The following is a 15,720-nucleotide window of genomic DNA, read 5'->3' on the forward strand; positions in this document are numbered from 1 at the left end:
TCCCCATACCCCTCCGGCCGCCCCTCCTGCGCCTGCAGACCGAGAAGACGGAAGCTATGGCCCGGTGCAAACATCATGATGAAGCCGGCAAGCGCCGTGAAGGCGGCGGAGCAAAAGGCGAGTTGCTCGCCGAGCTCGGTCGGAAAATAAAACTCCATGCATCAGCCCCAAATCACCCGGAAGAATCAGTGTTTTATGACATGGGCCGGAAAGGGAGGAAATGGCGGCGTGGCGTTTTAGAGAAAACTCTGCGGATCGATATCGAGCTGCACCTGCACAGACCCGCGCTCCTTCGGCGATTGCGACAGCATTGCCCGCAAAAAGCCCTGCATGTCGGAGTTGCGCCGGCCGTGCACCAAAAGGCGGAAGCGGTGGCGCCCGCGCACCAGCGCCAGCGGGGCTTCCGCCGGACCGAGCACCGAGATGCCGGATACCTGCGGCGCTGCATTGCGCATGCCGCGCGCATGGTTTTCCGCGTCATGGCGGGTTTCGGCCGAAACGATGATCGAGGCGAGCCTGCCGAAGGGCGGCAATATGGCGCGTTCGCGTTCGCTGATCTCGCGCTCGTAAAAGGCATCGGAATCGCCTGAGACAATCGCCTGCATGACGGGATGCTGCGGCTGGTAAGTCTGCAGCAGCCCATGGCTCTTGAGGCCGGTGCGCCCGGCCCGGCCCGTCACCTGCGACAGGAGCTGAAAGGTGCGCTCGGCCGCGCGCGGATCGCCATTGGCAAGGCCGAGGTCGGCGTCGACGATGCCGACCAGCGTCATCAGCGGAAAATTATGCCCCTTGGCGACGAGCTGGGTGCCGATGACGATATCGGCCTCACCCTTGGCGATCGCCTCCAGCTCCAGCCGCAGCCGCTTCACTCCGCCCATGATATCCGAGGAGAGAACGATCGTCCGCGCTTCCGGAAAATGCCGCTCCACCTCCTCGGCGATGCGCTCGACTCCAGGTCCGCAGGCAACCAGATGGTCGAGCGTGCCGCACTCGGGGCATGCCTCCGGCGTGCGCTCGGCATGGCCGCATTGATGGCATTGCAGCTGCTTGCGGAAGCGATGCTCGACCAGCCAGCTCGAACATTGCGGGCATTGGAAGCGATGGCCGCAGACCCGGCAGAGCGTCAGCGGCGCATAACCGCGGCGGTTGAGAAAGAGCAGCGCCTGTTCGCGTTTCTCCACCGTCTTGCCGATCGCCCGGATCAAGACCGGCGACAGGAAGCCGCCGCGCTCAGGTGCGTGGCGGCGCATATCGATGAGGTGCAAGTCCGGCAGCGCCGCGTCGCCGAAACGCGTCGGCAGGTGGACGGTGCTGTAGCGCCCACTCTGTCCGTTGACCTGGCTTTCGACCGACGGCGTCGCCGACACCAGGACAACGGGAAAATCGCCGATCCGGCCGCGCACCACGGCCATGTCGCGGGCATTGTAGAAGACGCGGTCCTCCTGCTTGTAGGCGGGATCGTGCTCCTCGTCGACGATGATCAAGCCGAGATCCTCGAAGGGCAGGAAGAGCGCCGAGCGGGCGCCGGCCACGACGCGGACCTCGCCGGTCACCGCCTGGCGCCAGACCTTTTCGCGCATGCGCGGTGCCAGATCGGAATGCCATTCGGCCGGCTTTGCCCCGAAGCGATCCTGGAAGCGCTCCATGAAACTGGCCGTCAGCGCGATCTCCGGCAGCAGGATCAGCACCTGCTTACCGCGTTTCAGCGTCTCGGCGATCGCCTCGAAATAGACCTCGGTCTTGCCCGATCCGGTCACTCCGTCGATCAGCGACACCGAAAATTCGCCCTTGCGGACATCGGAAACGATCTCCGCGGCCGCCTCTTTTTGCGGCCCTTCGAGGCGGGCGGCGGCAAATTCGGGATCCGGTATCGCCACGACCGGCGGCGGCGGCAGGAATATCGTCTCAAAAATGCCGAGCGTGATCAGCCCGTCGACGACGCTGGTCGAGACCCCCGCCGCATGCGCCAGGCCGCTGCGCGTCCAGGACAAACCGTCGGAAGCCGTGTCAAGCACGCGGGCGCGCGCCGGCGTCGTCCGCTCCGGTTCGCCGCCGACGAATTTCAGCCCCTCCACCATCGGCTCCGGCTCGAAGGCGTTGGGGGCTCTCAGCGCCATACGGGCGACGAGGCCGGGCGGCGAGAGCGTGTAGGCCGCAACCCAATCGATGAAATCGCGCATCTCCCGGGTAAGCGGCGGGCAGTCGAAGACATGGCTGATCGGCCGGAGCTTCTTCGGGTCCACTCCATCCTCGCCGCCGTCCCAGACGACGCCGATCACCTGCCGCGGCCCGAGCGGCACCTGCACGACCGAGCCGGGCTCGACCGCCATGCCCTCAGGCACCGAATAGGAATAGGGTTTGGGCGCCGGCATCGGCACCAGCACGGGAACCGTTCGGTTCGCGAGCGGTGCGTCGAAAAGCGCGCCAAAGAGGTCGGACGAATCTGTGCTCATCGGGCGAGACCATGCCCGCAAATCGATGCAATTGGAACCGCAAAGACACGGCTGAGCGTCGGCAAGGAGTGTGGCGTCGGAGATCGCCGGCACCCTTACGAAAAGCTTGCCGGGCGAGCGATTGGCCGCATAGATTGCCGGAAGGATTGTTCGAAATGCCGGGGCCTTTGTTCTTCGGCCGCTTGAATTGGAGAGCCTCGATGGCCAGACTGACCGAAGATGCCAAGGGCGTCTATGTGATCGCCGTAACCCCGTTCACCGATGACGGCGCGCTCGATCTCGGCAGCATCGACAGCATGGTCGATTTCTACGAGGGCGCCGGCGTTACCGGCCTGACGGTGCTTGGCCAGCTCGGCGAGGCCCCGAAGCTGACCGCCGAGGAATCGCGCACGGTGGTCGAGCGTGTGCTGAAGCGCCTCGACGGGCGGCTGCCCGTCGTTGTCGGCGTGTCGGCGCCGGGACTTGCTCCGATGCGCGAACTTGCCGAAGCCGTCATGGGCGAAGGTGCGGCCGGCGTCATGGTCGCGCCGCCCTGGACCGTCAAGACCGACGACCAGGCTTTCGCCTTTTACCAGTCGGTCGGGGAGGCCCTCGGCGAGACACCCTTCGTGCTCCAGGATTATCCGCTCACCACCAATGTGACGATTGCGCCCAAGGTGATCGAGCGCATCGTCAACGAGGTGCAAAATTGCGTCATGCTCAAGCACGAGGACTGGCCGGGCCTTTCAAAAATCACCGCGCTCCGCGCCGCCAGCGATAGCGGCGCCATGCGGCGCATCTCCATCCTCTGCGGCAATGGCGGGCTTTTTCTGCCTGAAGAGATGGGCCGGGGCGCCGATGGCGCCATGACCGGCTTCTGTTATCCTGAGATGATGGTCGGCGTCGTCGCGGCCTATGCAGCCGGAAATCCGGGCCGCGCCCACGAGATCTTCGACGCCTATCTGCCGCTCGCCCGCTATGAGCAGCAGCAGGGCATCGGGCTTGCCTCCCGCAAATATGTGCTTGCCAAGCGCGGCGTCATCAAATCCGCCACTCTGCGCAAGCCGGGCGCCAAGCTCTCGGCACCCGATATTGCCGATGTCGAGCGGCTGCTGGCCCGTCAGGCCATTCGTCTCAAAGAGATCGGGGCCTGAAGCTTAAAACGTGAAGAACGAGCCTGAAACATCCCGACCGGAGGGGATGCGGGCAATTTCGACATAAAGCATATCGCCATCAGGCGCGTGAGGTCGGAACCCGAGAGCCTCCCAGAATTTGGCTGCGCCGGGATTGCCCGGATGAACGGTGACGACACTGCAGAAATCCCGCGCATGATTGAGCAGCGCCAAGGCCAGCAGCCGGCCGATGCCGTGGCCGCGCATTTCGGGGCTGACGTAGAAACGCCGCATCCGCAACGCTTGCGATAGGGCGGGTTCGACGGTCACACCCCCGACGCCGGCAAGCGCCTCCCCGGCATAGGCGCCAAGCAGCCTCTCGCCGCCACGCTCGAACCTGATGTCGCCGGCCGACCATTCGTCTATAAGGCGGGCGATATGGAGATGACCCTCCCGCCGGGCCTCGCTTTCGAGGTCGGCGATCTCCCGCGGCAATCGATCGCGGATCACGCGGATGTCGACCGACATGGCAAAACCTATTAGACTGCGGGAACGGCAAGCTCGCGAGGCGTTGCCGCAGCCGGGAGGCTGACAGGCACGAAGGTCGCGTCGCCATCCGCCGCCATATCGTGCACCGTATGTTTCTCCAGCGCCTTGGTCACATCGTTGAGATCACCGTCCAGATGTTCGGCGGGAATAAGGTTGCCGATCACGAAATCGAAACGGTCGCCGCGCTTGTTCAACAGCTCGTGAAAGACCGTCATGTCGCGAAGCTCGGTCGACCACTTCGCCAGCCAGTAGAACAGGCCGGAATTGCGCGCGGTCATGTGGACGGGAAGGATCGGCAGATTGTATTTGCGCGCCAGCCCGACGGCCGAGGTTTTCCACGGGCGTTCGTTCAGCCGGCCGTTGGCCCAATAGGCGATGCGGCCTGATGGGAAGAGCACCGTCGCCTTGCCTTCCCTGACCGCGTGGTTGGTCAATTGCAGCGTCTCGCGCGCCTTGAGCTTGCTCTTGTGCTCCTCGCGCCATTCGACGGGAATGATCATCTCGGCAAACCGCGGATTGACGCGGATCGCATCGCGATTGGCGAAGAACATCATATCCCGCCGGCGCGTCTTCAGGAGATCGAACACGGCGACACCGTCGGCGATGCCGGTGGGGTGGTTACTGACGAGAATGAAGCCGCCGGCATCGGGAATGCGTTCGCCGTTGGTGACGCCGATATCGAGTTTCAGCACGTCGCTCAGATATTCGAACGACTGGAAACCCGGCATCTTGGCGACGGCATTGGCGAATTCGATCGCCTTGTTGTAGCGCAGCAGCGTGTAGAGGAACGGCCGCATGACCGGCCAGAGCGGATGTTTTACGATCCTCTGGCCACGTTCGGCAATCAGCGTATCGACGATATGACCGGGCTTTCCCTGTGAAACGAGAGCGATCGCTTCCGCGAGCTGTCCGAAAGCCGTCATGGAGTCGCGCCGTGCCATGAAAGATCCTGTCTATGGGCTATAAGCTATCGCAGTGGAATATGATCTAAGGATGACAAAGGCTTGGCGGGCATTAGCAATTCCATAACCGTTCCTGTTTCAAATTGGCGGACTTGAAGGCAAATTCAAGGCCAGCGACGTGAACGAACTACTTGTTATCGCCGATCCGCGCCTGATGGCGGAACGGGCCGCATGGCTCGAAAATCTCGCCCGCGAGCGTCGTCTTTCCGAGCATACACTCGATGCCTATGAGCGCGACACCCGCCAGTTCCTGACCTTCCTGACCGGCCATCTCGCCGGCCCGGCGACGCTTGGCGATATCAGGGAGCTGCGTCCCGCCGATTTCCGCGCCTTCCTGGCCGCACGGCGCAAGCAAGGCTCCGGCGCCCGCTCGCTCGGCCGCAATCTCGCCGGCCTTCGTTCGCTGCTGCGCCATTTGGAAAAAATGGGCTTGGTCAATGCCGCCGGCGCCGGCGCGATCCGTTCGCCGAAACAGCCGAAATCGCTGCCGAAACCGCTGTCGGACACGCAGGCGATCACCGTCGTCAGCAACGAAGCCCAGCTTCATGACGAACCCTGGATCGCCGCCCGCGATGCGGCTGTCATGACGCTGCTCTACGGCTGCGGCCTGCGCATCTCCGAAGCGCTCGATCTCATTCCCTCAGACCTGCAAAAGGGCGCCACAACGCTGCGCATCACCGGCAAGGGCAACAAGACGCGGCTGGTGCCGCTGCTGTCCGTGGTCTTCGACGCGGTCGAGAAATACCGCACGCTCTGCCCCTATCATCTCGAGCCCGGCGAGCCGCTGTTTCGCGGTGCCCGCGGCGGCAAGCTGCAGGCGGCGATCATCCAGCGCGCCATGCAGAAGCTGCGCAGCGCCTTCGGCTTGCCGGAGACGGCGACGCCCCATGCGCTGCGCCATTCCTTCGCCACCCACCTGCTTGCCGGCGGCGGCGATCTGCGCACCATCCAGGAGCTGCTCGGCCATGCCAGCCTGTCGACGACACAGGTCTATACCGGCGTCGATGCATCGCGGCTGCTTGAGGTGTATGATCGCGCTCATCCGCGCGCGTAGAGCCTTTTCTGGTCGGATCGAAACATCCTGCCGGAGCAAGGAAGACTCTAAGCTTTCGTTAACGCATTCTCTTAAAGGATTATGCGCAAGCCGGGCGTAGAGCTTGAAACCACAAGGCATGTGACCGGAACATCATTATGACGACATCCATCGGCCGCCGGACTTTTCTCGCAGCATCCGGCAATCTGCTGCTCTGGCTGATTGCGGCCTTTCATATGCTGCTTCTTGCGGCCCTGTTTTTGGCCTTCCTGGCGGCAAGGCCGGCGGCGGCCGAAGACGCGGCCTGCACCGGCCGCAACCTGATGGTCGAGCTGCAGCAGAACGATCCCGCCCGCTACGGCGAGGCGCTGAAGGAAGCCGACGCGACGCCAAACGGCAAGGGCATCTTCTGGAAGATCGAAAAGGCAGGACTTCAGCCTTCATGGCTGCTTGGCAGCATGCATGTCACCGATCCGCGCGTGCTGGCCCTGCCGCCGCGAGCCCAGGCCGCCCACGACGCGGCCAATACGATCATCATCGAATCCGACGAGATCCTCGATGAGCGGAAGGCGACCGCCGCCCTGCTTGCAAAGCCGGAACTGACGATGTTCACCGACGGCACGACGATCGACAAGCTGCTCTCCCCCGAGGACTACAAGCGCCTCGAAGCCGGCCTGAAGCAGCGCGGCATTCCGCTCGGTGCCGTCTCCCGCATGCGGCCCTGGATGATCTCGAGCGCCGTCGCCCTGCCGGCCTGCGAAATCGCCCGAAAGGCCAAAGGCGTGCAGTTCCTCGACCAGAAAATCGCCGCTGATGCGGCTGCCGAGGGAAAACAGGTCAAGGGGCTGGAGACCCTTGCCGAGCAGATCCAGGCCATGGCCGACCTGCCGATCGAATTCCATCTGAAGTCGCTGATCGAGACGCTGGAGCTCGGCGACAAGATGAGTGACGTCGTCGAGACGATGACCGACCTCTATCTCTCCGGCGATATCGGCCTGACCATGCCGATGCTGAAGACCGTGACGCCGGAGACGGAAGGCGAAGACAGCAACTACGCCGCCTTCGAACAGCGCGTCATCCTCGACCGCAACAAGGTGATGGCCGAGCGCGCCGCCCCCATTCTCGACGGCGGCAACGTCTTCATGGCGGTCGGCGCCCTGCACCTGCCCGGCAAGGCCGGCGTCATCGAACTGCTGCGCCAGCAGGGGTTTACCGTGACTGCGGTGAACTAAAGCGCGCCGCGATCTTTCAGATCCGCTCCTTGCGCTTCGGCCTGGAAACGCCGGTCGAACAGCTTGAAGCCATGTCGGATGTCCCAGACAATCTCATGCTTCAAAACCTGAGGGAATTTCTGGCGCTTCCCAATGGTGTGGATGACATATCCGAGACGATGATCGACTTATACGATCACGGCGACGTCGGAATGATCTACTCATTGATGGAGTTCGTTTCGACAGATCAGACTGCTGCAAAAGCATTCGAAAACCGTGTGATAACGGATCGAAACAAGGTCATGGCTGAACGGGCAAAGCCCTATCTCGACAAAGGGCGCACCATGATCGCCGTCGGAGCGGCGCATCTGCCCGGCGACGACGGTTTGGTTGAACTGCTGCGCCGGCAGGGCTTCACCGTCACCGCCGTGAACTGAACCGACCAGGCGCTCAGCCGAGCGTCATCCGGCGCAACACATTGGTTTTCCAATAAAACTGATGGACAAGCGCGCCCGCGACATGGGCCGCGATCAGCGCCCAGAGAATGATCTTCAGAACGTCCGCGTGGAACGACCCGGCGGGATTGATGCCGAAATAGTAGGCGGCGATGCCCGTAAGCGGCATGGCGAAGATCAGGATATACAGACCAATATGGGTAAGCTTCGCCGCAAGGCGGAAGATCGCCGGCTCCTCCACCACCTCGGCCGGCGCGCCTCTGGTAAATCGCAGTCCGAGCCGTATGATCGCAAGCAGCAGGATGGCGATGCCGACATAGGCATGGATATTCGCCGACGCAACCTGCTCGGGTGTCGGCACCTCGCCCCTGCGCATCAGCCGATGCCAGACATTCATGCCGTCGGGAAACAGCAGATTGAAGAAGATCAAAAGCGCGATCGCCCAATGCAGGAAGCGTTGATTGAGACTGTAAGCCATGGTGGACGGCTGCTGCATTTTCTCGACCTTCGTCAAATGTTTACTCTGAGATTCAGAACACCAGACTAAGGGTAATTCATGGCTAAGTTGTTCCCAAGCGGTTTGTTTTGCGCCACTTCTCGTACTCTTCGCGGGCGTCGTCATGCAGCGGATAGTAGCGCTGCAACGACCCGCCTCCCATCAATTTCACTCGCGAGAACTCCTCCCAATCGTGATGCTTTTGCGATTCTTCGATAACCTTCGGCGCCATCGCGACTGGAAGCATCACCACCCCGTCATCGTCGGCGACAATGATGTCCCCGGGGATGACCGTCACACCGCCGCAGGCAATCGGAACGTTGACGGCGTTGGGATAGATGCCGGTCTGCACATGATAGTTGGGCGTCCAGCCGCGCAGCCATAGAGGAAGATCCAGCTTTTCGACATTCGGCCGATCCCGCATGCACCCATCGATCACGATGCCGGCACCGCCTCTGCCTTTGAAATAGGTCGACATCATATCGCCGAAGACGCCCGAGCTCATGTCGCCGCGCGCGTCGACCACGACCACATCGCCCTCCTGCACCTGATAAAGCACATGGCGGTGCAACTGCGTCTCCGGATCTGCATATTCTCCCTCGGTGAAGAGGTCCGGCCGCTGCGGCATGAATTGAAGGGTCAGGGCCGGCCCGACGATCGACTTCCCGCGATTCTGCGGCACGGGACCGACCATGTGCGGATTGCGGAAGCCCATGTGGCCGAGCGTGCCGGAGACCGTCGCGGCGCCGATTTCCTTCAGTGCGTCGATCAGCTCTCTGGGCGGTCGCGGAATGTCGTGCTTATGCGTCATCTTGGGCTCCGGTGGGTGAAACTACCAGTTTGTGACAGAACCATCGCGGCGCTTCAGATGCGGCGCTTCCCAGAACCGAAAGCTCTCCGCCCTGATCGCCTCTTCGTTGACCTCGACGCCGAGCCCCGGCAGATCGCTGACCGGATAGTCGGGACCGTCGAGCCGTGGCTGCACGGGGAAGAAGTCGGAATTATCGAAGCCGAGCTTTGCTTCGGGCGCCCTTGTCTCGAGCCATGCGAAATTCGGCACCGCGGCGGCGAGATGGATGGTTGCGGCCGTGCAGACCGGGCCGAGCGGATTGTGCGGCATCAGGTCCACATAGTGCGCCTCGCTCCAGCCTGCGACCTTCATCGCTTCGGTGAGCCCGCCGACATTGCAGACATCGAGCCGATTGAACTGATGGATGCCACGCTCGATGTAAGGCAGGAATTGCCACTTGCTGGCAAATTCTTCGCCGATGGCGAACGGGATGTCGGTCATCGTGCGCAGGGATTCGTAGGCCTCGGGTGCCTCGTCTCGTATCGGCTCCTCGAGGAAATCAAGCACGCCACGACCGAGCTTGTTACAGAAGCTCGCCGCCTCTGCCACCGACAGCCGATGATGATAATCGATGCCGAGGACGACGTCGTCGCCCAGCGCCTCCCGCGCCTTGTTCAGCATTGCTGCGGTCGCGCCGATCGACTCCCGCGGCTCGAAAATGTCCTTGCTGTTTTGCCCGATGGGGAAGAAACGGATCGCCTGCCACCCTTGTGCGCGTAGTTCGCGGGCTCGTTCGATGGCAACCTCGCCCTCGGCCTCGTCACCGGTCGAGGCGAAGGTAGGAATGCGGTCGCGCTGCTTGCCGCCCAGCAGTTCGTAGGCCGGCACCCCAAGCGCTTTGCCCTTGATGTCGTGAAGGGCAATGTCGATGGCTGAAATCGCTGCCTGCAGGACACGCCCGCCTTCGAAGTATTGGCTGCGATAAACCTCTTGCCAGATCCGACCGATCTGCATCGGATCGCGGCCGATGAGAAACTCGCGATAATGCTCGACGGCGCCGGTCACGGCCTTCTCGCGACCGCTCAAGCCGCTCTCGCCCCAGCCGAAGATGCCGCTGTCGGTCTCGACCTTGACCAGCATCTGGTTGCGCGTTCCGACCCATACCGGATAGGGCTTGATCGCCGTGATCTTAAGCTTCGTCGTCATCTACGCTCTCGTTTTTCACACGCATCCGCTGGGCCTCAGTTGGCCTTGAGGGCCATTTCTGTTTCGCCGTCGAACAGATGCATTCGCTCCTGATCGAACTCGAGCCAAATCTGTTCGTCGGGCGCGACGGCAACGGTTGGCGGCACGCTGACATTGACGATGGCGCCGGATAGGAACGCCTGTACGAAGGTGACGTCTCCGGTCGGCTCCACGGTGTAGGCTTTGGCGGGGATGCTTCCAGGCATCGCACTCTTGTGCAGTTTGATCGTCGAGTGACGTGCGCCGAGCACGACTTTCCTGGTTGTTGCCCTTTCGACCTTCCGGGCATTGGTTGGCGAGAGCTCGAGGCGCCAGCCCTCCGCGCTGGTCAACACGGTGTTGCCGCCTGCAGTCGATGCCTCGAGCGGAACAAGGCTCATCGCCGGGCTGCCGACGAAGCTGGCGACGAACATGTTCACCGGATGGGCAAAGACCTGCGCCGGGGAATCGTACTGCTGCAGGTAGCCGCCGTTCATCACCGCCATCCGGTCGGCCATGGTGACCGCTTCGAGCTGGTCGTGCGTCACGTAGATGATTGTCGCCTGGAGATCCTGGTGGAAACGCTTGATCTCCGACCGCATCTGCACGCGCAGCTTTGCATCGAGGTTGGAGAGTGGTTCATCCATCAGGAATACCGCCGGATCGCGAACGAGGGCCCGGCCGAGCGCCACACGCTGCTGTTGCCCGCCCGAAAGTTCGCGCGGCTTGCGCTCGAGCAGCTGCGTCATGTCGAGCACGCGTGCTGCTTCCTTGACCTTCTTGTCGATCTCGTCCCTTGGCAGTTTGCGCATCTGCAGCGGGAACGCCAGATTTTTGTAGACCGATTTCTGCGGATAGAGCGCGTAGTTCTGGAACACCATTGCGATGTCGCGGTCCTTGGGGTCGAGGTCGTTGACCACGCGGTCGCCGATGACGATGTCGCCGGATGTGATGGGGATCAGCCCGGCCACGAGATTGAGTGTGGTGGTCTTGCCGCAGCCTGAAGGGCCGACGAGCGCGACGAATTCGCCGTCGTTGACCGTCAGCGAAACATTGTTGACAGCTTTGAAGCTGCCATAGGTCTTGACCAGATCTTGAAGGACCACGTGGGCCACCGGCAACTCCCCTAGTGTTTGACTGCGCCTTCCGTAAGCGCCCGTACGAAATATCGTTGCAGGACGAGGAACAGGACCACCACGGGCACGCTCATCATGAAGCTGGCCGCCATCAGGCCCGGAAAGTCCGTTGTATTTTCCGAGAAGAAGCGCTGGATGCCGACCGGCAGCGTCAACTGCTCGTTCTTGGAGAGGAAGGTGTAGGCGTAGATGTACTCGTTCCACGCGCCAATGAAGGAATAGATCGCCGTGGCGATGATTCCTGGCGCCGAGAGCGGCATGACGATCAAAAAAAACGCCTGGAACCGCGTTGCCCCGTCGATGCGTGCCGCCTGCTCGAGCTGCACCGGGATATTGTCGTAGAAGCCTTTGAGGAGCCAGATTGCCAGCGGCAGGCCGAATGTGAGGTAGGTGAGGACGAGCGACCCATGCGTGTTTACCAGCCCGATTGCGCGCATCAGGATGAAGAGCGGCACGAGAAAGATTACTGCCGGAAACATGTTGCGGAGCAAGACGGCGAAGAACAGAAAGTTCCGGCCGGGGAAGGTGAAACGAGAAAACGCGTAGGCCGCTGGAACCGCCACGATCACCGAAAGGATAGTCGTCGCGGTGGAGACGAAAAGGCTGTTCCAGAAGAAGCGCAGGAAGTCCTGGCCGACGCTGTTTTGCGGATCGAGCAGCTTCTGGTAGCTGGCGAGGGTGGGTTGGTCCGGCCACCACTGCGGCGGGAACTGCATGGCCGCGAAGCCGGATTTGATCGAGGTGATCAGCATCCAGATCATCGGTAATGCAGTGTAAAGCAGCATGAACACAAGGAAGATGCGTCCGCTCCACCGCCATCCATCGATGCGCATACGGCGACGCGCCTGGCCTCGATGAGCAGTCTCGGCAATCGTGCTCATTCGCTTCCGCCCTTCTGCTCATTGCCGCTCAGCGCACGAACGTAGAAGTAGCCGAGCGACATCAGGATCAGGAACAGCAGCACCGAATAGGCCGATGCCACCCCCCAGCGCTGGCGGCCGAAGGCGAGTTCATAAATGTGGGTGATCCAGATATGCGATGCGTTCGACGGCCCGCCGCCGGTCATGATCCAGGGAATGATGAAAGAATTGAAGTTGGCCACTGCCAGCAGAAGGATCGTCACCGTCGAGACGTTTCTCAAGTGCGGAAAGGTGACATGCCAGAACCGCTGCCATGCATTGGCTCCGTCGACTTTCGCGGCGCGCAACAACTGGTCGGGAACCGTCTGCAGGCCAGCCATCATCATGATCATGGCAAACGGAAACTCTCGCCAGATATTGACGACGATCAGCGAGGGCAGCACCGTTCTTACGCTGTCGATGAAATTCGGCGGCCGGTCGGCCCATCCAAGACCGACCAGCACCGCGCCAATGATCCCGAAGTCAGAATGGTAGATCCACTTCCAGATATAGGACGCGGCGACCGCGCTGATGACCCAGGGAATGATCAGGACGGCGCGCAGAATGCCACGGCCGACAAAGTCACGATGGAGCGCCAGGGCGCAGCCAAACCCCAGGACAAATGAGATGAACGTCGATCCCACTGTCCAGATAAGCGTGTTCGAGGTGACCTTCCAGAACACCGGACTTGTGAGGATGGAAACGTAGTTGTCGAAGCCGATGAAAATCTTGTCCCGCAGCTGCAGGCCAGGCGGTGTGTTAAAGAACGACAGCTCGATCGTGTAATAGATAGGGTAGGCTATGACGATGAGCATCACCGCGATCGCAGGAAGCACATAGGCGTAGTCGGCCCGATGCTCCCAAATCTTTCGCAGCACGCCGGACCTATCGGGTTGCGGTCTTCGGAGAGCCTCGGCCTTGCCAGTCAAGATCGTCACTATGCCGCGCCCTTGTTCTTTGGAACAGACCGGCTGCGGTCGGCAGCCGGTCAGATCGCCTGGCTTCGACTAGAGTCCGCCGTCCATCAGGTCTTTTACCTTCTTGGCTGCGTCGTCGGCTGCTTGGTCGACGGTCATGGCCCCGGTCAGGGCATTCTGCAGCATATCCGGGACGATGATGTTCATGATCTCGGGGGACTGTGGCAGCGCCGGGAACGGAATGCCGTATGGCAGCATCGAGGTCGTGACATCGAGGAACTTGATATTATCCAGACGTTCCTTCATCCATTTGGTCTTGAAGCCGTTGAGGTTTCCCGGGTTCGAGCCGGCATAGGCCATCTTCAGCGACCATTCCGGGCTCGTCCACATGCAGATGATCGCCTTTGCAGCCGGCTCGTCTACCTTGCCGCCCTCGACATATTCGGGCTTCAGGATGTGAATGTTGGAGCCGCCGAACACGACCGCACGCTTGCCGTCGGGGCCAGTCGGAATCAGGCCGTAGCGCATATTGTCGATTACCGTCTGCGCCTTGTCCTTGTCGGTATCCGTCGCCTTTTTCTGCAGGTCGAGCATGACGTTGTAGTCGGACGGGTGCGAGATCATCATCCCGAGTTGGCCGGCGAGGAAAAGTGGCTGGTTGTCGGCCTGCTGGTTGGTGAGCGCCGAAACCGGAACCGACTTGTCGCGAACATACATATCGTAGGAGGCTTGCAATGCCGCCTTGCTCTGCGGACTGTTGAGCTCGACCTCCTTATAGGTCGGGTTGGCGGTCGCTTCGTCGAAGACGCCACCGCCATAGGCCCAAAGCTGCGGCATAAAGCGGTACGGCGTATTGCCGGCATTCTTGCGAGCCACGAGGCCGTAACCGGCAATGCCGAGCTTGTCGTGGATCTGCTTGGAATCCTTGACGACGTCGTCCCAAGTTGCCGGAGCCTTGTCCGGATCGAGGCCTGCACGCTTGAAGATGTCGGCATTCCAAATGAACGCCATCGTCTCGTTATTGGTCGGGATGCCGTAGGTTACCCCATCCCAGGTTACAGCCTTCATTGCGCCGGGCCAGAAATCCTCGGTCGAATAGCCTACGTCCTCGGGTTTGAGCGGCTGCAAATAGCCCTTCGAGGCGAACTCGGTGCCACCCAGGATCTGCAGGCGGACCGCCATGGGCGCTGCATTGCCAAGGAGCGCGGTCCGGAACTTATCCAGCAGGTCGTTATAGGTGAGGGCTTGCTCCTCAAGCTGGATGTTCGGATAGGTTTTGCGGAAGGTCTCGAAGAACTCCTTGTAATACTGGCGCAGGAGATCGGGATCGCCCTCGAACACGCCCTGATACCAGAAAGTCAGTCGCCCCTTATAGTCGAGCGGGGTGACCTTGCCGCAATCGGCCGCCGTGTCAAAATCCTGCGTGCCGGCAATGGAGCGCACATATTCCGGCGACCACTTGCTCAGGTCGACCGGCGCTCCCAGCGCCGACGCGGACAGCAACCATACCATCAAAGCAGTGGAAACAGTGCCGCGCAGGATGGCACCACCGAGTGAAATCCTCGTCATAGGTATCCTCCAGGTTCTCCCCGTGCCGCTCTGCGTCGAGGCGAGCGGTCTTTGCTCATTGGCTGCGGGACGTTTTCGGCCAATGTATCTCTTTGGACAGATCATACGTTTTCAGATGATAGATTGCCTGTCAACTGGAGAAATCGTACATTGTTTGCATAAACCTTGCGTGATATCGAAGGAATACATGTATTGATTGGGGACAACTTTGGCCGAAACAAGTGATTTTAGAGCGCAGCCACCCGAAGGGATCGACGCGATCGGGGCCTCCAGCGAAGGTGCCTCGCTCTATCAGCTGATCAGGGACGACATCATCGAAGGGCGGCTTGCTGCCAACGAACGGCTTGTGGTTACCGATCTCGCCCGGCGCCACGGCACCTCGACCAACCCCGTGCGCGAGGCGCTGCAACTGTTGCGCGGGGAGGGCTTTGTCACCTTCGTCCCCAACCGCGGAGCCCGCGTCCGGCCCATAGATCAGGATTTTGTTCGGGACATCTACGAGATAGGAGTCTTGATCGAGCCGGCACTGACGCGATGGTTCGTGAATATGGCCACCGTCGAGGACATTGCTGAACTCGAACGCATCCAAGACTTGATTGAAGAGAACGACTTCGCCGACACGTTCAGGCATAGCGAGCTGGACACCACCTTTCACACCGTCATGTACCAAAGGCACTACAACCGCCATGCCGCCGAGCTCTGGTGGAAGCATCGCGAAGTGCTTCGAGCCGTGAGCCGGCGTTTCAACTTCACGCTCGCCCGCCGTGCCGCGATCCTGAGCGAGCATCGCGAGCTCATCGCGCATGTCAAAGCGGGAAATGCGAACGAGGCAGGCGAACTCATTGCACGCCATGTCGAAGGCTCCGGCCGGCACATCCTCGAACACATGCGTGCGCGGAACGCCGCTCGGGCAGGATAAAAAGATCGCCCGGAAT

General features: G+C 61.4%; 15 protein-coding genes and 1 pseudogene. 5 read left to right on the top strand and 11 right to left on the bottom strand.

Annotated features, from left to right (window positions below; translation table 11 throughout):
- A pseudogene (locus K6N12_RS09000) lies at positions 1-158 on the bottom strand (AGROH133_08824 family phage infection protein); the annotation flags it as partial.
- A gap of 78 nt (positions 159-236) precedes the next feature.
- Entirely contained in the window at positions 237-2,453 is a 2,217-nt protein-coding gene (locus tag K6N12_RS09005; RefSeq protein ID WP_097624888.1) for a primosomal protein N', read from the bottom strand.
- A gap of 200 nt (positions 2,454-2,653) precedes the next feature.
- On the opposite strand from K6N12_RS09005, the gene K6N12_RS09010 reads away from it, so the two are divergent.
- Positions 2,654-3,586, top strand: coding sequence for a dihydrodipicolinate synthase family protein (locus K6N12_RS09010; RefSeq protein ID WP_131710917.1), 933 nt, complete (start codon positions 2,654-2,656; stop codon positions 3,584-3,586).
- Positions 3,587-3,589: 3 nt separating this feature from the next.
- Here K6N12_RS09010 and K6N12_RS09015 read toward each other — a convergent pair whose 3' ends face one another.
- Positions 3,590-4,072: a GNAT family N-acetyltransferase gene (locus tag K6N12_RS09015; RefSeq protein ID WP_097624890.1), complete on the bottom strand. Its 483-nt coding sequence runs from the start codon at positions 4,070-4,072 to the stop codon at positions 3,590-3,592.
- 11 nt (positions 4,073-4,083) lie between these two features.
- Positions 4,084-5,034, bottom strand: a complete 951-nt coding sequence (locus tag K6N12_RS09020; RefSeq protein WP_097624891.1) for a GNAT family N-acetyltransferase — start codon at positions 5,032-5,034, stop codon at positions 4,084-4,086.
- Between the two features lie 139 nt (positions 5,035-5,173).
- On the opposite strand from K6N12_RS09020, the gene K6N12_RS09025 reads away from it, so the two are divergent.
- From K6N12_RS09025 to K6N12_RS09035, 3 genes are all read left to right on the top strand, one after another.
- Positions 5,174-6,109, top strand: coding sequence for a tyrosine recombinase XerC (locus tag K6N12_RS09025; protein ID WP_097624892.1), 936 nt, complete (start codon positions 5,174-5,176; stop codon positions 6,107-6,109).
- 137 nt (positions 6,110-6,246) lie between these two features.
- Positions 6,247-7,320, top strand: coding sequence for a TraB/GumN family protein (locus K6N12_RS09030; RefSeq protein WP_097624893.1), 1,074 nt, complete (start codon positions 6,247-6,249; stop codon positions 7,318-7,320).
- Between the two features lie 29 nt (positions 7,321-7,349).
- Complete coding sequence (locus K6N12_RS09035) at positions 7,350-7,736, top strand: TraB/GumN family protein (RefSeq protein WP_239620012.1); 387 nt, start codon at positions 7,350-7,352, stop codon at positions 7,734-7,736.
- Positions 7,737-7,749: 13 nt separating this feature from the next.
- Here K6N12_RS09035 and K6N12_RS09040 read toward each other — a convergent pair whose 3' ends face one another.
- The 7 genes from K6N12_RS09040 to K6N12_RS09070 all read right to left on the bottom strand — a co-directional run bounded on the left by K6N12_RS09040 (position 7,750) and on the right by K6N12_RS09070 (position 14,785).
- The gene (locus K6N12_RS09040) at positions 7,750-8,250 is read right to left on the bottom strand and encodes a cytochrome b (protein WP_097624894.1); all 501 of its coding nucleotides are present in this window, start codon (positions 8,248-8,250) and stop codon (positions 7,750-7,752) included.
- A 64-nt stretch (positions 8,251-8,314) separates the two neighbouring features.
- Positions 8,315-9,061: a ribonuclease activity regulator RraA gene (locus tag K6N12_RS09045; protein WP_097624895.1), complete on the bottom strand. Its 747-nt coding sequence runs from the start codon at positions 9,059-9,061 to the stop codon at positions 8,315-8,317.
- 21 nt (positions 9,062-9,082) lie between these two features.
- Positions 9,083-10,246 (bottom strand): mandelate racemase/muconate lactonizing enzyme family protein, encoded by a 1,164-nt coding sequence (locus K6N12_RS09050; protein WP_097624896.1) that lies wholly within the window; start codon positions 10,244-10,246, stop codon positions 9,083-9,085.
- Between the two features lie 35 nt (positions 10,247-10,281).
- The gene (locus K6N12_RS09055; RefSeq protein WP_097625139.1) at positions 10,282-11,379 is read right to left on the bottom strand and encodes an ABC transporter ATP-binding protein; all 1,098 of its coding nucleotides are present in this window, start codon (positions 11,377-11,379) and stop codon (positions 10,282-10,284) included.
- Between the two features lie 11 nt (positions 11,380-11,390).
- On the bottom strand, positions 11,391-12,281 hold the full coding sequence (locus tag K6N12_RS09060; RefSeq protein ID WP_097624897.1) for a carbohydrate ABC transporter permease: 891 nt from the start codon (positions 12,279-12,281) through the stop codon (positions 11,391-11,393).
- Positions 12,278-13,237, bottom strand: a complete 960-nt coding sequence (locus K6N12_RS09065) for a carbohydrate ABC transporter permease (RefSeq protein ID WP_097624898.1) — start codon at positions 13,235-13,237, stop codon at positions 12,278-12,280. The genes K6N12_RS09060 and K6N12_RS09065 overlap by 4 nt, the downstream gene beginning before the upstream one ends.
- A gap of 69 nt (positions 13,238-13,306) precedes the next feature.
- Positions 13,307-14,785 carry an ABC transporter substrate-binding protein gene (locus K6N12_RS09070; protein WP_097624899.1) on the bottom strand — a complete coding sequence of 493 codons (1,479 nt, stop codon included), beginning with the start codon at positions 14,783-14,785 and terminating at the stop codon, positions 13,307-13,309.
- Positions 14,786-14,993: 208 nt separating this feature from the next.
- On the opposite strand from K6N12_RS09070, the gene K6N12_RS09075 reads away from it, so the two are divergent.
- Positions 14,994-15,704, top strand: a complete 711-nt coding sequence (locus K6N12_RS09075) for a GntR family transcriptional regulator (protein WP_097624900.1) — start codon at positions 14,994-14,996, stop codon at positions 15,702-15,704.
- Positions 15,705-15,720: the final 16 nt, after the last annotated feature.

The sequence above is a fragment of the Rhizobium redzepovicii genome, from assembly GCF_019793435.1.
GTDB lineage: Bacteria > Pseudomonadota > Alphaproteobacteria > Rhizobiales > Rhizobiaceae > Rhizobium > Rhizobium redzepovicii.